Source organism: Intrasporangium sp. (assembly GCF_040414665.1).
In the GTDB taxonomy this organism is placed as follows: Bacteria; Actinomycetota; Actinomycetes; order Actinomycetales; family Dermatophilaceae; genus Intrasporangium.
The window spans coordinates 64747-85165 of sequence record NZ_JBEDUL010000170.1; the positions used below are offsets into that span (position 1 = coordinate 64747).

18 protein-coding genes and 1 tRNA gene are annotated in these 20419 nt (G+C 70.1%); 13 read left to right on the forward strand and 6 right to left on the reverse strand.

The features are described from left to right. Positions 1 to 134: 134 nt before the first annotated feature. From ABF401_RS18840 to ABF401_RS18860, 5 genes are all read left to right on the forward strand, one after another. A complete protein-coding gene (locus ABF401_RS18840) occupies positions 135 to 2276 on the forward strand; it encodes an ATP-dependent DNA helicase UvrD2 (protein WP_353511196.1) in 2142 nt (713 codons plus the stop codon). A 138-nt stretch (positions 2277 to 2414) separates the two neighbouring features. Next, positions 2415 to 2672: a hypothetical protein gene (locus ABF401_RS18845; RefSeq protein WP_353511121.1), complete on the forward strand. Its 258-nt coding sequence runs from the start codon at positions 2415 to 2417 to the stop codon at positions 2670 to 2672. A 273-nt stretch (positions 2673 to 2945) separates the two neighbouring features. Then, positions 2946 to 3233: a WhiB family transcriptional regulator gene (locus ABF401_RS18850; RefSeq protein ID WP_331925426.1), complete on the forward strand. Its 288-nt coding sequence runs from the start codon at positions 2946 to 2948 to the stop codon at positions 3231 to 3233. A gap of 108 nt (positions 3234 to 3341) precedes the next feature. After that, positions 3342 to 3476 (forward strand): hypothetical protein, encoded by a 135-nt coding sequence (locus ABF401_RS18855; RefSeq protein WP_353511122.1) that lies wholly within the window; start codon positions 3342 to 3344, stop codon positions 3474 to 3476. 343 nt (positions 3477 to 3819) lie between these two features. Next, complete coding sequence (locus ABF401_RS18860; protein WP_353511123.1) at positions 3820 to 4026, forward strand: hypothetical protein; 207 nt, start codon at positions 3820 to 3822, stop codon at positions 4024 to 4026. A gap of 65 nt (positions 4027 to 4091) precedes the next feature. Here the strand turns inward: ABF401_RS18860 and ABF401_RS18865 are convergent, their stop codons facing one another. The 3 genes from ABF401_RS18865 to ABF401_RS18875 all read right to left on the reverse strand — a co-directional run bounded on the left by ABF401_RS18865 (position 4092) and on the right by ABF401_RS18875 (position 6881). Next, positions 4092 to 5453: an ABC1 kinase family protein gene (locus ABF401_RS18865; RefSeq protein WP_353511124.1), complete on the reverse strand. Its 1362-nt coding sequence runs from the start codon at positions 5451 to 5453 to the stop codon at positions 4092 to 4094. A gap of 87 nt (positions 5454 to 5540) precedes the next feature. Then, entirely contained in the window at positions 5541 to 6299 is a 759-nt protein-coding gene (locus tag ABF401_RS18870) for a hypothetical protein (protein WP_353511125.1), read from the reverse strand. 420 nt (positions 6300 to 6719) lie between these two features. Next, on the reverse strand, positions 6720 to 6881 hold the full coding sequence (locus ABF401_RS18875) for a DUF5679 domain-containing protein (protein ID WP_331925431.1): 162 nt from the start codon (positions 6879 to 6881) through the stop codon (positions 6720 to 6722). Between the two features lie 200 nt (positions 6882 to 7081). On the opposite strand from ABF401_RS18875, the gene ABF401_RS18880 reads away from it, so the two are divergent. Further along, on the forward strand, positions 7082 to 7681 hold the full coding sequence (locus tag ABF401_RS18880; protein ID WP_353511126.1) for a M48 metallopeptidase family protein: 600 nt from the start codon (positions 7082 to 7084) through the stop codon (positions 7679 to 7681). Positions 7682 to 7691: 10 nt separating this feature from the next. Here ABF401_RS18880 and ABF401_RS18885 read toward each other — a convergent pair whose 3' ends face one another. After that, complete coding sequence (locus ABF401_RS18885; RefSeq protein WP_353511127.1) at positions 7692 to 8303, reverse strand: NUDIX hydrolase; 612 nt, start codon at positions 8301 to 8303, stop codon at positions 7692 to 7694. Further along, positions 8300 to 9925, reverse strand: coding sequence for a zinc-dependent metalloprotease (locus ABF401_RS18890; protein ID WP_353511128.1), 1626 nt, complete (start codon positions 9923 to 9925; stop codon positions 8300 to 8302). The genes ABF401_RS18885 and ABF401_RS18890 overlap by 4 nt, the downstream gene beginning before the upstream one ends. 138 nt (positions 9926 to 10063) lie before the next feature. Between ABF401_RS18890 and ABF401_RS18895 the strand changes: the two genes are divergently transcribed. The 5 genes from ABF401_RS18895 (at position 10064) to ABF401_RS18915 (ending at position 15638) form a co-directional block, all read left to right on the forward strand. Continuing rightward, positions 10064 to 10534, forward strand: a complete 471-nt coding sequence (locus ABF401_RS18895; protein WP_353511129.1) for a molybdenum cofactor biosynthesis protein MoaE — start codon at positions 10064 to 10066, stop codon at positions 10532 to 10534. Further along, the gene (locus ABF401_RS18900) at positions 10531 to 11664 is read left to right on the forward strand and encodes a YlbL family protein (protein ID WP_353511130.1); all 1134 of its coding nucleotides are present in this window, start codon (positions 10531 to 10533) and stop codon (positions 11662 to 11664) included. Before ABF401_RS18895 ends, ABF401_RS18900 begins: the two co-directional genes overlap by 4 nt. A 41-nt stretch (positions 11665 to 11705) precedes the next feature. Then, the gene (locus ABF401_RS18905) at positions 11706 to 12248 is read left to right on the forward strand and encodes a PPA1309 family protein (protein ID WP_353511131.1); all 543 of its coding nucleotides are present in this window, start codon (positions 11706 to 11708) and stop codon (positions 12246 to 12248) included. 185 nt (positions 12249 to 12433) lie between these two features. After that, on the forward strand, positions 12434 to 15457 hold the full coding sequence (locus ABF401_RS18910; RefSeq protein ID WP_353511132.1) for a UPF0182 family membrane protein: 3024 nt from the start codon (positions 12434 to 12436) through the stop codon (positions 15455 to 15457). 104 nt (positions 15458 to 15561) lie between these two features. After that, a tRNA-Met gene (locus tag ABF401_RS18915) sits at positions 15562 to 15638 on the forward strand. Positions 15639 to 15862: 224 nt separating this feature from the next. On the opposite strand, the gene ABF401_RS18920 is transcribed toward ABF401_RS18915, so the two are convergent. After that, the gene (locus ABF401_RS18920; protein WP_353511133.1) at positions 15863 to 17623 is read right to left on the reverse strand and encodes an aminotransferase class V-fold PLP-dependent enzyme; all 1761 of its coding nucleotides are present in this window, start codon (positions 17621 to 17623) and stop codon (positions 15863 to 15865) included. A gap of 116 nt (positions 17624 to 17739) precedes the next feature. Here ABF401_RS18920 and ABF401_RS18925 point away from each other — a divergent pair, with 116 nt between their 5' ends. Further along, a complete protein-coding gene (locus tag ABF401_RS18925) occupies positions 17740 to 19029 on the forward strand; it encodes a M16 family metallopeptidase (protein WP_353511134.1) in 1290 nt (429 codons plus the stop codon). Next, on the forward strand, positions 19026 to 20414 hold the full coding sequence (locus ABF401_RS18930) for a M16 family metallopeptidase (protein WP_353511135.1): 1389 nt from the start codon (positions 19026 to 19028) through the stop codon (positions 20412 to 20414). Before ABF401_RS18925 ends, ABF401_RS18930 begins: the two co-directional genes overlap by 4 nt. Positions 20415 to 20419: the final 5 nt, after the last annotated feature.

A 20419-nucleotide genomic window follows, 5' to 3' on the forward strand; every position in this document is an offset into this window, starting at 1 on the left:
CGGTAGGTCCGGGTCTTCCGGGTCATGTCGGGTTTGGGTGCAAGGATGGCGCCAAGGCCTTCTACCTCGGGAAACCGGGGTAGACCGTTGAAAATTCCGCTAGTCATCCGACTCCAGCGTCACAGGAGATCGCCCTGCCCGCCGCACCGCACCCGGACGACATTCTCGAGCAGCTCGACCCAGAGCAGCGGGAGGTCGCGCTGGCCCCCCCGGGGCCGTTGTGCGTCCTGGCCGGGGCCGGCACGGGCAAGACCCGGGCCATCACGCACCGGATCGCCTACGCCGTCCACGCCGGCCTCCAGCAGCCACAGCGCATCCTCGCGGTGACCTTCACGGCGCGCGCTGCCGGCGAGATGCGGACGCGACTTCGGACCCTCGGAGTCCACGGAGTCCAGGCTCGGACGTTCCACGCAGCCGCACTGAGACAGCTCCACTACTTCTGGCCCCAAGCGGTGGGCGGTGCGGCGCCGGAGGTGATGAGTGTCAAGGCTCCTGCCGTGGCCGAGGCAGCGAGTCGCCTGCGCCTGCAGTTCGACAGGACGGCGATCCGCGACCTTGCCGCCGAGATCGAGTGGGCCAAGGTGAGTCTGCTGACGCCGGAGTCCTACGCCGCAGCGGCCCGGGCAGAGCGTCGCGAGCCCCCCGGCCTCGACGTGACGGCGATGGCGCGCCTGCTGGCGTGCTACGAGGACGTCAAGCAGGCCAGAGCAGTCATCGACTTCGAGGATGTCCTGCTGCTCACGGTCGGCATTCTCGAGGAGCGGGAGGACATCGTCCGCGCCGTGCAGGGCCAGTACCGCCAGTTCGTCGTTGACGAATACCAGGATGTCAACGCCCTCCAGCAGCGCCTGCTCGACCTGTGGCTGGGCGAGCGCAACGACGTCACTGTCGTCGGTGACCCAGCGCAGACGATCTACTCGTTCACCGGTGCCTCACCGCGCCACCTTCTTGCCTTCGCGTCGCGGTTCCCCGGGGCCCGGACCGTCCGGCTCGTGCGCAACTACCGGTCGTCTCCGCAGATCATCGAGCTGGCCAACACGCTGATCTCCTCCGGTCCCGCCGCCCGCAGCGGAGCCCTGCGGCTGACCGCGCAGGCTCCGTCTGGACCGTCGCCCCTGCTCACCTCGCACAGGGACGACCAGGAGGAAGCCGCTGCGGTGGCCGACCGGATCAGGGAGCTCATCGACGGCGGCCACGCGGCTGCGGAGATCGCCATCCTCTTCCGCACCAACGGGCAGTCGGAGGCGTTCGAGTCAGCCCTGGCGGTCCTCGGTGTCTCCTATCTCGTGCGCGGAGGGGAACGCTTCTTCGCCCGCAAGGAGGTCCGGGACGCGATCCTGCTCCTTCGGGGCGCGGCGCGAAGTGATGACGGCAGCAAGCCGCTCGGTCACATCACCCGGGATGTCATCGGTGGGGCCGGGTGGTCACCCGATCCGCCGTCAACCAGCGGAGCCACCCGAGAGCGGTGGGAGTCGCTCACGGCGCTCGCCTCGCTTGCCGACGACCTCGAGGCATCGGTCCCCGAGGCCAGGCTGCCGGAACTCGTCGCCGAGCTCGACCGCCGGGCCGCTGAGCAGCATGCGCCAACGGTCCAAGGCGTCACCTTGGCGAGCCTGCATGCCGCGAAGGGCCTCGAGTGGGACACCGTCTTCCTTGTCGGCGCCTCCGACGGCCTCATCCCGATCTCGCTCGCCGATGGAGTTGAAGCCCTCGAGGAGGAGCGGCGGCTGCTCTACGTCGGCGTCACCCGGGCACGGCGACAGCTGTTCCTGTCATGGTCCGCCACACGCACCTCGGGTGGACGGCCGACGCGGCGCGTGTCGCGCTTTCTCGGGCCGGCAGAGGCCATCCTCGGTAGCGGGGCGCGAACGGCGTCGGCGCCCACAGGGCACCGTCGTGCTGCCTCCACCGTCGCACGGGTGCTGACCTGCCGCGGCTGTGGCGCCGAGCTGACGACCGCTGCCCAGCGCAAGACGGGTCGGTGTGCTGACTGCCCGCCGAGCTATGACGAGGCGCTCTTCGACCGCCTTCGCCAGTGGCGGCTCGGCGTCGCGAGGGCCGCTGCGGTCCCGGCCTTCGTCGTCTTCACCGACGCGACGCTGACTGCGATCGCCGAGCGTGAGCCGTCCGACGAGGCGGCGCTGGCGACGATCAGCGGGGTCGGTGCCCGCAAGCTCGCCCTGTACGGCGCCGACATCATCGCCGTCCTCCGCGGCGCCGATCCGCAAGAGCTGCTCGAAACCCGTTCCAGCACAGGCGAATCCACCGATTCGTGACCCTGCGCGAGGAAGATGTCGCGAAATCATCGATAAATGAGTTGTCGCGTCACAGGCCCCCGCGTAATCTTTACCCGTCAAGCCCAGTGGCTCAGGTGGCCGGCTGGGGTTCGCGAGCATAGTGAGGAGGTTGGCCTGATGAGGAACATCACCATGACGATGAACGCAGTGTCCTGCGTCGCTTCGGCGCGTCCGCGCTCGGCCAGCATTCTCCTTGCTGACATCCGGCTCGGGCTCCAGGGGACAGGTGTGTCCATCGTCTCCCCGGCTGGTGTCCGTCGCATCGCCGACCGTGGTGTCAAGGGATCCGTCCCGTTCGGCGCCGGCGTGGACCTCATCGCCTTCGACCAGACATCCGATGTCGCTCGCTTCCGCTCTGGGAGGCCTCCGGTCTGAGTTAGACCGAAGCCTCACCTCCAGGCCGCGAACCCGACATCACCGGGTCCGCGGCCTTCGTGTTTCTCCCGCACAACCGAATGCCGCTCAACCCCACCCTCCACCGAGACAGCACCCACGAGGTGCCAGACAGATACGGGACCAACCATGACTCCCCGGATTCAGAGCAGCACGACCGAGACCCGCACCTGCGGTGCCGGGCTTCGATCGAGAACGGACACGAGTGAGCAGGCGCGCCACACCACTGGCGCGCTGGAGACGGAGGTGAGAACGATGCAGCTGAGCGAACTGCTCGACCTGGGCACCGAGGCGCAGGAGGTCGGCGAGACCATTCCCTGCCGGGACTACGACGCCGAGCTCTGGTTCGCCGAGCGGCCGGAGGACGTCGAGTTCGCCAAGACCTTGTGTGGGCTGTGCCCGGCGCGGTTGCAGTGCCTCGCCGGCGCGCTCGAGCGGCAGGAGCCGTGGGGCGTCTGGGGCGGGCAGCTGCTCGTCCAGGGGGCCGTGGTGGCCCGGAAGCGACCCCGCGGACGTCCGCGCAAGCACCCGGTTGCGGCCTGAACGCGACCATGCCCTCGCCGCGCCACGGCCTCACGGCCGGAACGAGACCTGCTCACCGCACACCCGAACCATCACCAGCAGTCAACAACACCTGACCAGGAGGTCGTCATGGAGAACTTGGAGCTCCTCGCTCGCGACCGGATTCGCGACCGCGTTCAGCGCCAGGACCGCAGTGGCATCCGCCGCAGCGCCCGGCTGATCGCGCTCGAGATCCGCGCGAGTCGACGCAATCACCAGCGGTGAGGCGTCGACCGTCCGGGACCACGATGCCCGGCAGCACACGAGCACGAAGTCCAGAACAACTCAACGCAAGTGAGCGAGCCGCGGGTGACGCGAACGTCACCCGCGGTTCCGCGTTTTCCGGGCCGGCCCGTGGCCATCCGTTCCGGTCGGGGGAACCGGCGCCCCAACCGCAGCTGAGTGAACGCGGAGACCGCGGGTAGGGGCCCGCATGGGCCTGACGGCTGGTCAGCAGGCCGCCCCCAAGCGGACTCGCGCAGTCGACACGCCTGTGGCAAACGTCCCACGCATGTCAGCGCGAGGGCGGATACTCGAAGAACGGGGGAGATATAGGGAGGCCCCGACCATGGCAACCAAGACCGATACCGCGGAACTCACTCCGCTCCTCACCTGCACGTCGTGTGGCACGACACCCGCCCCCGATGACCAGGCAGCCGCCCGGCTCACCTGGAGTCGTGGCGTCGAGCACGGTCGCACGACGTGGACGTGCGAGCGGTGCAGCCGCGACAACATCCGCTCCATCGAGAGCAAACTCGATCCCGAGTGGTGGTAGTCGCCCGAGCGGGCAACGCTGGGTCGCGGGCTCCGAGGGGAGCCGGCCCAGCGGCTTACGGCAGGTCAGGCGTCTGAGTCGTCCGCCCGCGCAGGGCGGGGAAGGTCGCCGACGGGCGGAAGGTTCGCTCCCGGAAGGAACGCATCGACCGTCTCCCTCCCTCGAACCGTCCCGCCGAGCTGGCTCAGCACACCGATGCCACCGCTCCACACGCGATGGATGAGCAGGTACTCCGGTGGCAGGTTGAGCTTGTAGGCAAGCACGTAGTTCGGCTGCCGCGGGTCGTTGATGTGCGCGAAGACGCCTCGCAGCCAGGCCCGGGTGAAGGTGAACTCGTCGCTGCGCAGGGGAGCGATGAACGGCTCCAGGTACGTCAGCAGCCGTTCGGCGTCCATCTCGATCGACGGCTTGACAAAGCCCGCCTCTCGGAGGCCGGCGAGGACTGCGTCGGACCCGCCCTCCAGACCGGCGGTGAGCAGCCGCCCGAGCTCTGGCGGCATCCCGTCGGGCAGACGGTTGACCGCCCCGAAGTCCACGACGCCGAGGCGGCCGTCCGGCGTGATGCGGAAGTTGCCGGGATGGGGGTCGGCGTGCAGCAGTCCCGACTCCGCGGGGCCGGCGAGCAGGAACTCGAGATACAGCTGGGCAGCCTCGTCCCGCTCGGCCTGGGTGCCCTCGCGGATGATCTCGCTGAGCGGGCGCCCGTCGACCCACTCCGAGACGATGACGTGCTGGGTGCCGCGCACCAGCTTGGGGATGCAGAAGTCCGCGTCGTCGGCGAAGGCTGCCGCGAACGCGGCCTGGTTGTCGGCCTCGAGACGGTAGTCCAGCTCCTCGGCCATCCGGTCGCGCAGCTCTTCGAGGATCGGACCGAGGTCCATGCCCGGGATCCATCCAGCGGTCATCTTGGCCATCCGGGACAGCTGCCGAAGGTCACTCATCAGCGCAGCGCCCGCCCCCGGGTACTGGATCTTGACGGCCACCTCGCGCCCGTCCGCCCAGACACCCCGGTGCACCTGCCCGATCGAGGCGGACGCGACCGGGTGGTCCCCGAACGAGCGAAAATTGCTGCGCCACTGGGTTCCCAGATCCGCCCGCAGCACGGCGTGGACCGAGCTTGTCGGCATCGGCGGCGCGCTGTCCTGCAGCTTGGTGAGCATCGCGCGATAGGGCCCGGCCATCTCCTCCGGGAGAGCGGCCTCGAAGATCGACAGGGCCTGGCCGAACTTCATCGCTCCGCCCTTGAGCTCGCCCAGGACCTGGAAGAGCTGCTCGGCGGTGCGCGCCTGGAGCTCGGCTGCGACCAGCTCGGCGGGCCGGCCGCCGATGCGCTTGCCGAGTCCGAGCGCGGTCCGGCCCGCGAAGCCGAGGGGCACCGTGGCGAGCTTGGCCGAACGCACCACTGCTTTGCGCGGCAGGTCGGTCACGGCTCTCACCCCCCAGGAAGGTCACCCTGACTCTAGCGATCTGCCTCGCCGTTCTGGCATCGCACCGCGGAGGTCGGGGCAGAGAAGTCACGGGACCTCGGCGGTGCGGGGGGCGTGGTTGCGTGGGCAGCGGGGGTGTCTCGTCCACCTGCGGTGGTCCATCCGGGGCCAGGGGAGACTCAGCTCGACCGCCACCCCCACCGGAAGCGAGCCGGGCAGGCGGCGCGCGAACAGGTCGACGCAGCCGGCGACCAGCTGGACGAGGGAGGGATCGGTCTCCGGGACGATGTCACGGTGCACCACGTCGCTGGGTGAGCCGCAGACCTGCGCCAGGACGACGGGCCAGGACGCGTCACGGTCGGTGCGGTGCAGGTCGAGACACCACAGGCACGGGCCCTCGAGCGTCGGTTCCACCAAGGGCCCGACCGTCGCACGTTGCCCCTCGACGACCACCGGCAGGTGCGGGATGCCGCTCCGGAGCCACGGGTCGCCAGACCGTGGGTCGAGTGCCAAGGCGCCAAGGACGACGACGAGTGGCGGATCCATCGGCGGCTCGACTTCCGGCCTGCCGCCTGACCCGGCTGTCGCGCGGACGAGCGCGTCGGTCCCGCCGCGTCGCAGCACGTGACAGAGCTGCTCGGGCAACGCTCCTCGGCCCTCGAGCAGTACTGTCCGGCAGGGCTGCTCAGGCGAGAACCGCTCGAGAACCCCGATGTGCTCGACGAGATCGAGCAGGGCCCGCCAGCGGCGAGCGGGGATACCTGCCTCGCCGGCGAAACGATATGAGGTGTCCAACGGCAGCGTGCCGTCGAGCCGGCCGAGCACGCGTGCCTCGACCTCGCTCACGCCGGTGACGATCGGCCCGCCGGCGCTCACACCGAACTGGACCTCGCCCGGCGTTCGGGAGATGGGCCGTCGCCACGGCGGGATGCGTGGGTGCCGGGCCCCGCTGCCACGGCCAGCCAGGGCAGGATGACTGGCATCGCTCGGGTCGCGGCCCTGGGCGGGGCGCGCCGCAACGAGGTTCGGACTCGACCGTCTCGGCCGATCGCTGCTTCCTGACCCCATCGCTCCTCCGTGCCTGTCCCGGGCTCGCTCTCTCGGTGCCGCCACCTCGAGGTCCGAGCGTCGCAAAGCCGCGGCCGATCGCGAGTGGGTCATCCACAGAGCACGGCCCGGGGGAAGGTACCTGGGGACAGGGCGAGGGCGGGACCAGATGGGTCCCGCCCTCGTCGGCGCGTCACCTCGGACGCGCGTCGGACCTGATCAGGCCTTGCCCAGGATGCGGTTCAGGTTGGTGCCGCAGACGGGGCACTGGCCCTTGGCCATCCGCCGCCCGTTCTCGGACACGACAACCCTGCCCTCGGCCTCGCGCTTCGCCTTGCACTTCACGCAGTAGAACTCGCCCTTGTAGGTCTCGTCAGCCATTGGTGTCTCCTTGTACTGGCACCCGTCTGATGGGTGCCTCGGCTCCGACAACCCTAGAGCACGCTGAGCACGAACTCACGCTCATCCCCGCATGGCGTCCCGTGCGGGCCCCGGGGAACCCGGCCCATCCGGCGTGCGTGAAACGGCGCGTTTCGGGCATCGTCCCTTGCGTCGTCACCGGCCCGGCCTACCCTGCCCTCATGGCGAGGTCCCGACCAGAGCCGCCGTCGGCGGTCCCGCGATCGGCGCGGCACGGCGCGCGGCGGGAGGTCGTGGAGACGGTCGTCGACGGGGTGACGGTCGAGGTGCGTCGCAGCTCCCGGCGGCGGCGAACGGTGTCGGCGTATCGACAGGAGGGGCGCCTCGTCGTCCTCGTCCCGGCTCGGCTGACGCTCGCCGAGGAGGGCGAATGGGTCCGCACGATGCTGGCCCGGGTCACCGCCTCCGAGCAGCGGCGACGCCGGTCGGACGGCGACCTCGCCGCGCGCGCAGCGCACCTGTCGGCCGCCTACCTGGGCGGCCGAGCCCAGGCCGCGAGCGTCCGGTGGGTCTCCAACCAGGAGTCCCGGTGGGGCTCCTGCACGCCGGCTGAGGGCTCGATCCGGATCTCCGACAAGGTCCGAGGCATGCCGGGCTGGGTGCTCGACTACGTGCTGCTCCACGAGCTCGCGCACCTCATCGAGCCCGGGCACGGGGCGGCCTTCTGGAGCCTGCTGAGCGGCTATCCCCGCCTCGAGCGGGCGCGCGGCTACCTCCAGGGGGCGGCCGCGACCGCGGGCCTGACACTGAGTGACGACTGAGAAGACGTGCTCAGCGGCCCATCATTGCCTGCGCCGCCCGCACGACCGGCAGGAGCTCCGCACGCGTGTCCTCGGGCAGGTGGTCGGCCGGCCACCAACGGACCTCGACCGACTCAGGGCTCGCAGCGTGCATCGCGCCCGGTGGAGCGACGGCGGCGTATCGCACGTCCAGGTGCTGCTGACAACGACCGAAGGCGGCGCCCAGGTCGTGTCGGTCGAGCATGACGATCTCGGGCAGCGCGACGAGCCCGTCGATCCCGGACTCCTCGCGGGCCTCCCGTTCCGCGCCCTGCCGCATCGACCGGTCGCCGGGCTCGAAGTGGCCGCCGAACTGGAACCATCTGCGCGCCTTCTGGTGAAGGGTGAGCAGGACGTGCTCCCCGGCCGGGTCGAGGACGATGACGCTTCCGGTCAGGTGTGCGGGCGGGCCGCCTCGCGCCATCGCATCGGCGTGCCGGGCGAGGTGGGCCAGGTAGTCCTGGCGCAGCCGTTCCTGCGCCGGGTCGGGAGGGTGCCAAGCGTGCAGTCGCGCGATGGCGTCGTCTCGGATCAGGCCGTATGCCGCTGGGCTCGTCCCCGGGTCAGTGCCCCGCGTGGGTGGCCGGGGGCCGGTGGCCGTCACGTCCGCCCGTCGCCCTCGTCGTCGTCCTCGTTCCCATCGGTGCCACCGGACTCGCCTGCGGCGGCCTCGTCGAGGATCCCGCGCAGCACCGAGTCGAGGTCGGTCCCCAGGTCCTCGTCACCCAGCGTGCTCTCGGGCAGCCCGACCATGGGCTGGTCGGCGCCGGCGTGGCCGGTCGCTCGCTCGACGAAGCCGATGATGTCGTCCAGATCGTCGGAGTTCGGTGCCAGGTCGGGGTGGGACCACCGTCCGTCCCTCAGGGTCTGGCCGCCGGCGTTCTCGAGGGCAGCCCAGAGGTTCGCGGCATCTCGCATCCGGCGCGGGCGGAGCTCGAGCCCGACCAGTCCCGCGAAGGTCTTCTGGGCCGCGCCGCCGACCCGCCGGCGCCGGATGGTCTCCGCCAGCGCGGGCGACTGGGGCAGGTGTGCGGCCGTTGCGCGCTCGGTCACGTGGTCTACCCAGCCCTCGGCGAGCGCGAGGAGCGTCTCGAGCCGATCCAGGGCGCGACGCTGGACAGGGGTGGGCTGAGGACGGAAGAGGTTGCCCTGCAGCGCACTGCGGAGGGCTTCGGGATCGGTGGCGTCGATGGTCGACAACGCCGACTCGATCGCATCGGTGTCGATGGTGATGTTGTTCGCGTAGTCGGCGACGGCCGACATGAGCTGCGGACCGAGCCACGGCACCTGTGCGAAGAGCCGGACCCGGGCCGCCTCGCGAACGGCGAGGTAGAGCCGGACCTGCGGCAGGTCGATCTCGAGCGAGGTCGCGAGCTCGTCGACGTTGCCGGGCAGGAGGGCGACCAGGCCGGGCTCGGTGAGGGGCAGGCCCACCTCGGTCGCGCCGACCACCTCGGTGGCAAGGGTTCCGACGGCCTGGCCGAGCTGGGCCGCGAACATCTGGCGGCTGAGGTTCGACAGCATCGGTGCCCACTGCTCGAGCATGGCGGCGGGGTCGAAGCCGGCGCCCATCATGCCCTGGAGCTCCGGTGGGAGCGCGTCCCCGAAGGCCTCGGGCCCGAGCTCGCCGAGCTGCTTCCGGATCGCGGCCGACGTAGCGCTCGTGACCCCATCGGAGACGGGCTCGACGAGGTCGAACCAGCGGGGCATGGTCGCCTCGACCCACTCGGCGCGGCTGAATCCCGTCGCTCGCCAGGAGGGAGCGCCGAGGGTCGTGACCTCGTCGAGCCAGAGCACGGCGACGGCCACGGCATCCTCCACCGCTCGGGAAGCGGTGGCGTCGTGCACGTCATTGCCCTGGGTGGCCAGGACGTGCTTGCGGGCGACGTCGGTCGCGAGGTCGCGGGCGCCTGTGGGTGACTGCTGGGCCGCCATGAAGCTACCGAGCTGTGCGCGCATCGCCGCCTTGGTGGCCGGGTCGGCCGGGTCAACCCCCATGCTGCGCATCGCTGCTGCGAGCTCAGGGTTCTCGGCGGCCTGGCCGAGCACCTGCTCCAGCATCGAGCTCAGGTTCGCGGGGTCGAAGCCCGGTGCCTCCCCCGGCCAGCCCTGCTGACCCGCTCCGCCGGCGGAGCCGGACGGTCCCTCGCTGTCCTTGTCAATCTCCTGGTCGCGGTCCTTGTCGCGGTCGAAGCCGCCCTCGCCGCCAGGCTCGCGGTCGGACATGCCTGCTCCTCGGGGTTGATCGGATGCTCGATGCGCTGAGCGTCGTCCTTCCACCAGACAACCACGGAACGGGGATGATCGTTCCCTCGAGGGCTCGTCCGTTGTCGACACCCTCGATGTCGCGGTGATCCGCATACGATGGCGGGCGTGACGGTCACCCTTGCCGAGATCCGAGAGTCGCCGCTGTCCGTCGACGAGGTGCTCTCGAGCGTCGCCGATGCGCGGGCCGGCGGCACGTGCGTGTTCGTCGGCACCGTGCGCAACCATGACGCGAAAGGTGGCGCATCCGGAGCCACCACCGGCGAGCACCTCCAAGCCGAACGGGTCCTCGAGCTGGACTACAGCGCGCATCCGCAGGCGGCCGAGGTGACCCGAGCACTCGCGGAGCGCCTGGCGGCCGATGGCCGGAGCGTGCGGATCGGCGTCGTCCACCGCGTGGGGCGGCTCGACATCGGGGACCTGGCCGTCGTCGTGGCCGTCAGCGCCGAGCATCGCGGTGAGGCTTTCGACGTGTGCCGCGAGCTCATCGACGAGCTCAAGGCGACGGTGCCGATCTGGAAGCACCAGCGGTTCGCGGACGGCTCGGACGAGTGGGTCGGGCTGCCGTGAGGACGATCCGCCGGCTGCGTGCGGACGAGGCCGAACCGGCATCGCTGCTTCCCGGACCGCCGAGTCCGCGGGCGCCGCTGAGCCGGGGCAACAAGCTGTTCCTCGTCGGCTTCTTCCTCGGACTCGCGATCCTCGTCGTCGGCAACCTGGTGCATGTGCCCTTTGCCATCATGAGCCCCGGCCCGACCATGAACACCCTTGGCACGGTCCCGGGACAGTCCGACGGCTCGACTCTCATCTCGGTCGAGGGACTGCCGACCTACGAGACCAAGGGTGAGCTCAACTTCACGACCGTGTCCGTGCTCGGCGGACCCGGCTTCCCGGTCGACGCCTTCGACGTCCTGTGGGCCTGGATAGATCCGTCCAAGGACGTCCTGCCCGTCGACCAGGTTTTCGACCCGAATGCGAGCCAGGAGCGGATCGCCGAGGAGAACGCCGTCCAGATGGAGGGCTCGCAGGAGGAGGCGACCGCAGTTGCGCTGCGCGCCTTGGGCAAGCCGGTGACGACGCACATCGAGATCGGGCAGGTCCTCGACGAGTCGCCCGCCAAGAACACGCTGCGGGTCGGGGACCGCATCGTCCGGGTGGGGGACACGACGGTGACCACCGCCGAGAGCATCCGCACTGCCCTCCAGAAGGTTCGCCCGGGCGAACCGATCGAGATGGAGGTCACCCGCGCTGGCAAGCCGGTCGTCGCCGACGTGACGACCATGGCGGGCTCGGGGGGCAAGACGGCGCTGGGCGTCATCCTGCGGCTCGACCACGACTTCCCGGCCACGGTCCGGATCAACGCGGGTGACGTGGGCGGGCCGTCCGCGGGCCTCATGTTCGCCCTCGGCATCTACGACAAGCTCACTCCCGGCCCGCTGACGAACGGCCGCGACATCGCCGGCACCGGGACCATCGACGAGCAGGGGCGCGTCGGCCCGATCGGTGGGATCAGGCAGAAGATGGCCGGCGCCCGGTCGGGCGGGTCCGAGTACTTCCTGGCCCCGGCGGACAACTGCCCGGAGGTCGTGGGCAACATCCCATCCGGGCTCGAGGTCTTCGCCGTCAGCTCGTTCAAGGACGCCACGAACGCGGTGGAGGGCATCGCGTCGGGCCGCACGTCGTCGCTGCCGCGCTGTTGATGCCTCGGTCGGCTCCTCGCATCGAGTGGTTGGATGGACCGGTGGACGAGCAGCCGGTCACCTCCCTCACCACCAAGCCCCTCACCGTCGCCGCCATCGACACGGAGCGCCATGTTGCCGCGGCCGGCTGGGACCAGCCGGCTCGTCTGTTCGCCCTCGTCCGGACCGCGTCGCTGCTCGCTCGCGAGCCGCAGCTGCGCGCGCAGCTCGGTCCCGCTGACCTCGCCGAGGGTGCCTTCACCGCCATCGAGCAGGAGGGGCTGCCGGCCACGTCGTCACTGGAGACGCTCCTCGGGCGGATCGCCTGGCCCGACGAGGTCGATGGGTGTGCCTTCGCGATCGAGCGCATGGTCGTCCCACCCGACGCGGAGCGGGACCTCCCGGAGGGGCCCGAGGCCGCCGTCGAGGCGCTGGCCGCCCATCCGGGTCGCAGGGATGTCCGACTCCTCGTCGCGGTGCTCCGCGATGGCTCGTCCGTCTGCCTGCTGCGCCAGCGTGAGCACGACTCCGACGACGCGGTCGCCACCGGGAACGACATCGCGCCCGGGCTGGTCGCAGCCCTCAAGGCGACGTTCGAGGACTAGACCACGTCCGGGTGGGGCCATCGGCAGGGACCGGGCTCAGCGGCATACGGCATCGTCGGGTCCCCGTGATCCAGTGAAGGGTGGCGTGGGCGGGCGGGGCACGTCGGTCTCAGGCTGTCGGGTTATGGTTGCCGCAAGCGGCACGTCCGCGATCTGCCAGCCCCAGCACTTCGAGGCGACCCAACGTGAGCGACAGCGACTTCGGCCCACCACCCAAAGGCCCCTTCGGCGACGGCAGTGAGCCGGGCGCGACGCGGCGCGCAGCCCAGCGCCCCAACCGCAGCCCTCTCGTCACGGCCCTCGTGGTCGCCGGTGCGCTGCTCCTCGTCGTGGCGACGCTGGCCAACTTCTGGACCGAGGTGCTGTGGTACCAGTCGGTCAACTTCTCCGGAGTCTTCACGACCCAGCTCGTGACCAAGGTGCTGCTCGGCCTCTTCGGCGGACTCCTCACCGCAGCCGTCGTCTGGTCGAGCATCCACATCGCCTACCGGCACCGGCCGATCTACGCGCCATCGCCCGAGACACAGGCGATGGAGCACTACCGACAGCTCGTCGAGCCGATGCGCAAGACCGCGACGATCGCGGCTCCGCTGGCGATCGGCCTCTTCGCCGGGCTGTCGGCGGCGACCCAGTGGGACACCTTCCTGCTGTGGCGCAACGGCGTGCCGTTCGGCACGACCGATCCCGAGTTCAAGCTCGACATCTCCTTCTTCGTCTTCGACCTGCCGTGGATCAACTTCGTCGTCTCGTTCCTGACGATGGTCCTCGTGCTCGGCTTCATCGCGGCCGCGTTCACGCACTACCTCTACGGGGGCATCGTCGCGGGCCAACGGACCCGGTCGACCCAGGCCGCGAGGGTGCACCTGTCGGTCATCGCGGCCGCGCTGGTTCTCGTTCGCGGCCTCGCCTTCTGGGTGGACCGGTACAACCTCGCGAACGCCCAGTCGACCCGGATGACGGGTATCCAGTACACCGAGGCCCACGCGGTCATCCCGACGAAGGGGATCCTCGCGATCGCCGCACTCATGTGCGTGGGAATGTTCCTCAGCACCATCTGGACCCGCTCGTGGCGGCTGCCGCTCGTGGGCGTGGCCGTGCTGGCCGTCGTCGTCGTGGCCGTCGGTGGGATCTACCCGGCGCTGGTCCAGTCGCTCAAGGTGCGTCCCTCGGAGAAGTCGCTCGAGCTGCCGTACATCGAGCGCAACATCGAGGCGACGCGGGCGGCCTATGGCTTCGACGGCATCCAGGTCGAGCCGTACGACACCACCGCGACCGCCAGCCCCGGCCAGCTGCGCAACGATGCCGCGACCATCCCCGGCATCCGACTCATCGATCCCAACGTCGTCAGCCCGACCTTCAAGCAGCTCGAGGCCTCGAAGGGCTACTACCAGTTCGCCGACGTCCTCGACGTCGACCGGTACAACCTCGACGGCAAGCAGACCGACACGGTCATCGCGGTCCGTGAGCTCGACCTCACCGGCGTCCCCGACGGGCAGCGCAACTGGCTCAACGACCACACGGTCTACACCCACGGCTACGGCGTCGTCGCCGCCAAGGGCAACACGCGCGAGGACGACGGCCGGCCGACCTTCTTCGAGTCGCAGATCGGCACGACCGGTGTCCTCGGGAAGTACGAGCCGCGGATCTACTTCGGCGAGTCGTCGCCCGAGTACTCCATCGTGGGCGGGGGAAACAAGGAGTTCGACTACCTGGCCGCGGACAACGAGCAGATCAAGAACACCTACGCCGGCGACGGCGGGGTGCAGCTCGACGCCCTTCGGCGCATCGCCTACGCCTTCAAGTACCGCGAGATCAACTTCCTGCTCTCCGACGCGGTGACCAACGACTCGCGGCTGCTGGACCACCGCACGCCGCGCGAGCGCGTCGAGCGGGTCGCGCCGTGGCTGACCCTGGACGGCAACGCCTACCCGGTCGTGGTCGACGGACGGGTCCTGTGGGTCATCGATGGCTACACGACGACCGACATGTATCCCTACTCGGAGATGACGACCCTCGATGCCGCGACGTCGGACTCGGTGACCCGCACTCGCGACTCGGTCCAGGCCATCCGCTCCGGCCAGATCAACTACGTGCGCAACTCGGTCAAGGCGACGGTGGACGCCTACGACGGAACCGTCAAGCTCTACCAGTGGGATGACAAGGACCCGATCCTCGCCGCGTGGATGAAGATCTTCCCCGGTGCCGTGACGCCGCTGTCCCAGATCAAGGGCTCGCTCATGGAGCACCTGCGGTACCCGGAGGACCTGTTCAAGATCCAGCGCCAGCTGCTGACCAAGTACCACGAGACCGACGCGGCGTCGTTCTACGGCGGCCAGACGTTCTGGCGGGTTCCGCTGGACCCGACGCGTGGCACGAACGCCGAGCAGTCACTCCTCCAGCCGCCCTACTACCTGTCGCTCGCCATGCCCGGCCAGCAGAGGCCGGCGTTCTCCCTCACCTCGACGTTCATGCCGGTGGGTGACCGCAACCTGCTCACCGGCTTCCTCGCGGCGGACGGGGACGCGGGCTCTGAGGATGGGAAGAAGGCGGCCGGCTACGGCCGGCTCCGGCTGCTCGAGCCGACGAGCACCACGGTCAAGGGTCCGGGGCAGGTCTACAACGACATGAGATCCTCCCAGGTGTCGTCGACCGACTCGGGCTTCGGGACGCTCGCCCAGTTCATCTCGACGACGGCGCTGCAAGGCGCGGAGGTGACCTTCGGCAACCAGCTCACCCTGCCGGTCGGTGGGGGCGTGCTGTACGTCCAGCCGATCTACGTCCAGGCATCCGGAGCCGGCGCCTACCCGCGCCTGTCCGCGGTGGCCGTCGCCTTCGGCGAGAAGATCGCCTGGGCCGGGTCGCTCGACGGCGCGCTGAACGACCTGTTCGGCGGCGAGTCGGGTGCGTCGGCCGGTGACCAGGGCACTGATACGCCGGTGACGCCCGACGGCACGCCGACCGGCACCCCGACGGGGACCCCGTCCGGCACGCCGACGACAGCTCCCACCACGTCCGCGCCCGCCCCGACGGGCGGGACGGCTACGCCCGACGCTGCGGCCTTGCGCCAGGCGCTCGCAGACGCCGATGCGGCGTTCCGGGCCGGGGAAGATGCCCTGCGCAAGGGTGACTTCGCAGCGTACGGCCAGGCGCAGGAGAAGCTGAAGGCGGCTCTGGCCCGAGCGGCAGCCGCCGCACCTGCTGGGCGCTGAACAGATCTGAGCGGGACCGGTCGGGCACCTCGGACGCCCTCGAGAGCGTCCGTGGTGCCCGATTTGGTCCTCCAGACGGATTCACGTAAGGTTGTCTTTGCCGACGCGGGGTGGAGCAGCTCGGTAGCTCGCCGGGCTCATAACCCGGAGGTCGCAGGTTCAAATCCTGCCCCCGCTACCAATCAGGCCCGGAGATCATGTGATCTCCGGGCCTGACGCATTGTGACCGAGCATGACGGCAGTGCAAGGACGCCCGCTGACGTCCGCCTCCCACTGGCCCACTGATTCGCCACGCTGATCAGTGGGCCGGGGGTCTGAGGGCCGCCAGCCGGTCCAGGCCAGCGCGGCCGCGGATTGGCCGTGCCGGAGCCCCGCGAGCACGTCGCGCGCCCCCGGAGGGCGGGCTCAGGCCCGGATGGAGGTCCGGGGCAGGTCGAACCACCGCAGGTGGTCGAAGTCGGGACTGATCCGGGCTGCGTCAGCGGCGGGGGGTGTCGCCTCCCGCATGATGCGAGCCGCTTCAGCGAGGTAGCCCGCGAGCGCCGACTCGGGGGCGCGGTCCTCGTGCCGCGGATAGGTCATCCGACCGTTCTCGAAACCGACCTGGCTCAGTCGGAGCGGAGGCTCGACGGGGCCCCGCTTGTGCGCCCACCGGCCGGTCGACACGTCGAAGTCGTAGTCCCCGAGCAGCCGCCAGCCGTCACGGGCAACGAGGCGGACGGCCTCGAGCAGGTACTCGAAGACGGTGTCGGAGATGAAGTAGTTGAGGTTCAACCGGACCCACCCCGGCTTGATGCCCTCGCATCCCAGCGTGGTCTGCCGTTCGATCGCCCGGGACCGCTCGGAGTCGATGCCGAGCAGCGCGTGGCCGTAGGGGCCAGCGCAGGAGCACCCGCCTCGGGCCTGGATCCCGAACAGGTCGTTGAGCACGGCCACGACGAAGTTGTGGTGCAGGAATGTGCCTCCCTCGCGATGCACGACGAACGACAGGATCGACAGCCGCTCGGCGTCGAGGTTGCCCAGGACCTCGATCATCGGCTCCCGCGACCAGGCGGCGAGGGCCCGCCGCAGGAAGTCCTCCTCACGGGCGCGGATGACGTCGACGCCGACCGCCTCCTTGAGCCGGAACACCAGGCCGGCGCGGATGGACTCGATGATCGCGGGGGTGCCGCCCTCCTCCCGGTGCGCGGGGTCGGTGAGGTAGTCGTGGGTGTCGCTGTTGACGTAGGACACCGTCCCCCCGCCGACGACGTCCGGGACGCGGTTCACCAGCAGTTCTCTGCGCACGACGAGGACCCCAGGGGTGCTCGGCCCGCCGATGAACTTGTGTGGGCTGAGGAACACGGCATCCTTGCGCGCCAGGTCCCTTCGGGTGGAGCCGTATGCCGCTGAGCTGGGTCCCGCTGTGTCCGTGGCGTTCTCGTCCTTCCGCTCGAGGGCTCCGTACATCGCGATGTCGATGTACGGCGCGGCCGCGGCGAAGTCCCAGAACGCGAGGGCGCCGTGCTCGTGGAGGACCGTGGAGATCGCATCGGTGTCGGTGAGGATGCCGGTGACGTTGCTCGCGGCGGAGAAGGACCCGATCTTCAGGGGGCGGTCGGAGTATTGCTTCAGCAGCGCGCGCAGTGCCGCGATGCTGATGTGACCCTCGGGGTCCATGGGGACGACGACGACGTCGGCGGTGCACTCCCGCCACGTCAGCTCGTTCGAGTGGTGCTCGTAGGGGCCGATGAAGACGACGGGTCGTTCCTCCTCCGGGACGAGCGTGCTCGCGGGCCAACGGTCCTCGAAGGCCGACGGGACGCGCAGGCCCAGAATGCCGATGAGCTTGTCGATGGCGCCAGTGCACCCGGACCCGGCGAAGATGACGATCGTCTCTTCGTCACCGCCCACCGCGTCGCGGATGATCCGGCGTGCGTCCTCGCGCAGACGGGTCGTCTGCAGGCCGGTCCCCGAGGACTCCGTATGCGTGTTGGCGTAGCGGGGGAGGACCTCGTCGCGGATGAAGTCCTCGATGAAGCTGAGAGCCCGGCCCGATGCCGTGTAGTCCGCGTAGGTGACCCGACGTGGGCCGTAGGGACCGGGCAGCACCTGGTCCTCACCGATGACCGACTCGCGGATCGTGGCGAGCAGCTCAGATCTCGAGGCGTCTTCGTCACCGCTCATCGGTACAGCATACGCCAGCGTTATGCTATCTGTCACCTACATAACATGGGATTATCCACCGCATCGCTTTGACGTTGCCTCGGGAACGTCCGCGCGACTTCACGTAGGGTCAGGTCGTGACCTCGATCGCCTATCCCATCGTCGAACGGACCCTGCCGAACGGCCTTCGGGTCATCGTCTCGGAGGACCATGCCGTCCCCAATGTCGCCGTCAACCTCTGGGTCGGTGTCGGCTCCCGCCACGAGGCCCCCGGCCGGACCGGTTTGGCGCACCTGTTCGAGCACCTCATGTTCCAGGGCAGCCGCAACGTCGCCTCGGGTGAGCACTTCAGCGCCCTGATGAACGAGGGGGCGCGCCTCAACGCGACGACGTGGTTCGACCGGACCAACTACTTCGAGACCATCCCGGTCGGCGCCCTCGACCTCGCCCTGTGGCTCGAGGCAGACCGCCACGGCTACCTCCTCGACGCAGTGACCCAGGAGAACCTCGACAACCAGCGGGACGTCGTCAAGGAGGAGAAGCGCCAGCGGTACGACAACGTCCCCTATGGCCAGGCGCTCATCGACATCTACGCCACCGTCTTCCCCGAGGACCATCCGTACCACCACCCGACGATCGGGTCGATGGAGGATCTCGACGCTGCGACGCTCGAGGACGTCCACGCCTTCTATCGCGCTCACTACGGACCCAACAACACCGTTCTCAGCCTCGTCGGGGACATCACCCCGGAGCAGGGGTTCGCCGCTGCGGAGCGGTACTTCGGGGGCCTTCCCGAGGTCGAGCTGCACCAGCGCGATCGGTTGCCGCAGCTGTCGCCGATCGCCGAGCCCGTCCGGCTCGACCGGCCGGGTGACGTCCCGAATGACCGTATCTACATCTCGTTCCGGCTGCCGGTCGACACGACGCCCGAGTACCACGCCTGTTCCATCGCCGTCGACGTGATGAGCGGCCTGGCCAGCTCCCGGCTCATGCGGCGCCTCGTGCGCACCGATGAGACGGCGACGGCCGTCGCGGGCTGGACGATGGGGCTCGTCGACGGGGTCGGCCTCGGGACCATCACCGTCGACATCGCCGCAGGCGCCGATCCGGAGCAGGTGGAGGCGACGGTCTGCGAGGAGCTCGAGCGGTTCCGTGCCGAGGGGCCGGACGAGGGTGAGCTCGAGTCGGTCCTCGCCGACACCGAGCGCTCCTGGCTCAGTGCCCTTGCAAGCATCGAGGAGCGCGCGGACCACCTCAGCCAACATGCACTCCTGACCGGGGATCCAACGTACGTCAACACCTTCGTCGACCAGGTCAAGAGCGTGACCGCAGACCAGGTGCGCGAGGCGGCTGCGACCTGGCTCGACCCTGAGGCGCGGGCCGTCGTCCGCTACCTCGCCGAGGACGAGGCCGAGGTGGCCGCATGACGAGCGTCGCGCGCCCCGAGGTCGCCCCGCCGCCACAGTGGTCCTTCCCCGATGCGGTCAGCCACGACCTGCCCAACGGCATCCGGCTCGTCACCTACGACGTGCCCGGTCAGTACGTCATCTCCGTCCGCCTTGGCCTGCCGGTCCCGATCAGCGCCGAGCCGCGGGAGTCCGAGGGCGTCGCCACGATCATGGCGCGAACCATGGACGAGGGGACGGCGGAGCACTCCGCCGAGGAGCTGGCCCGTCTGCTCGAGCGCAAGGGCGTCAGCTACGGCGCGGGCGTGGGCGAGTCCGGCCTCACCCTCGACCTCGACGTCGTGAAGGGGAACCTCGAGCCGGCGCTCGACCTGCTGCGACAGATCATCACCGAGCCCGCCTTCCCCGACAACGAGGTGGCCCGGCAGGTGCGCACGCGGCTGGCGGAGATCGACCAGGAGCGGTCCATCCCCGGCCACCGCGCCGCGCTCGAGTGGGTGGCCACCTTCTACGCGGACGAGGAGCGAGGCTCGCGCCCCACCGGCGGCTCACGGGAGACGGTCTCGCGCATCACGAAGGAGGACGTCGTCGCCTTCCATGCGGAGCACGTCATCGCCTCCGGGACCACGGTCGCGGTCGCTGGTGACCTCACGGGCCTCGACGTACGCGCCCTCGTGGAGGATGCGCTGGGTGGCTGGCGTCGCGGTCCGGACCGCGCGTCCTCGCTGAGCCGGGTGGCGACGCTCGCCGAGGACCGGGGCCGGATCGTCATCGTCGACCGCCCCGGCTCGGTGCAGACCGAGATCGTCGTCGGCGCGCCGGGGCCGGACCGCTCGGTGGAGGGTGGCTGGGCCCCGTACCCTGTCATCGGCTTCGTGCTCGGGGGCTCGCCCAATGCGCGGATCGACGCCGTCCTTCGTGAGGAGAAGGGCTACACCTACGGCATTCGCTCCAGCTTCCGTCCGAGGCGGACTGGGGGTGTCTTCCTCACCTCCGGCTCGGTGCGGGCCGACAGCACAGCGGAGTCCGTCCGGCTGCTCGTGGAGATCCTCGAGAGTGGGCGGCACGGGTTCTCCGAGCGGGAGGTCCGCTCCGGCGTCGACTTCATCGGCAAGACGGCCCCCGGACGGTACGCGACCGCCGACGCGGTGGCCGACGAGGCGATCAACATGGCGCTCGACGGGCGCAGCACCGAGTTCACGACCGCGAACCTGCGCGACCTCGAGCGGGTCGACCGCGTCCGGCTGGACGAGGCCTTCGAGCGGTTCGCGGCAGACGCCGGGGTGGCCCGCCCCGGCCAGTCCACGGGCGGCGGCTGGACGATCGTCCTCGTCGGCGACGCGGCGAGTCACCGGTCGGCGATCGAGGACCTCGGCCTCGCCCCGGTCACGGTCGTGCGCGACTGACCGAG

Excerpts from the sequence above, each read along its gene's own strand:
- ABF401_RS18845 (WP_353511121.1), top strand. The coding sequence starts at position 2,415 with ATGAGGAACATCACCATGACGATGAACGCAGTGTCCTGCGTCGCTTCG.
- ABF401_RS18850 (WP_331925426.1), top strand. The coding sequence starts at position 2,946 with ATGCAGCTGAGCGAACTGCTCGACCTGGGCACCGAGGCGCAGGAGGTC.
- ABF401_RS18855 (WP_353511122.1), top strand. The coding sequence starts at position 3,342 with ATGGAGAACTTGGAGCTCCTCGCTCGCGACCGGATTCGCGACCGCGTT.
- ABF401_RS18860 (WP_353511123.1), top strand. The coding sequence starts at position 3,820 with ATGGCAACCAAGACCGATACCGCGGAACTCACTCCGCTCCTCACCTGC.
- ABF401_RS18875 (WP_331925431.1), bottom strand. The coding sequence starts at position 6,881 with ATGGCTGACGAGACCTACAAGGGCGAGTTCTACTGCGTGAAGTGCAAG.
- ABF401_RS18880 (WP_353511126.1), top strand. The coding sequence starts at position 7,082 with ATGGCGAGGTCCCGACCAGAGCCGCCGTCGGCGGTCCCGCGATCGGCG.
- ABF401_RS18890 (WP_353511128.1), bottom strand. The coding sequence starts at position 9,925 with ATGTCCGACCGCGAGCCTGGCGGCGAGGGCGGCTTCGACCGCGACAAG.
- ABF401_RS18895 (WP_353511129.1), top strand. The coding sequence starts at position 10,064 with ATGGCGGGCGTGACGGTCACCCTTGCCGAGATCCGAGAGTCGCCGCTG.
- ABF401_RS18920 (WP_353511133.1), bottom strand. The coding sequence starts at position 17,623 with ATGAGCGGTGACGAAGACGCCTCGAGATCTGAGCTGCTCGCCACGATC.
- ABF401_RS18930 (WP_353511135.1), top strand. The coding sequence starts at position 19,026 with ATGACGAGCGTCGCGCGCCCCGAGGTCGCCCCGCCGCCACAGTGGTCC.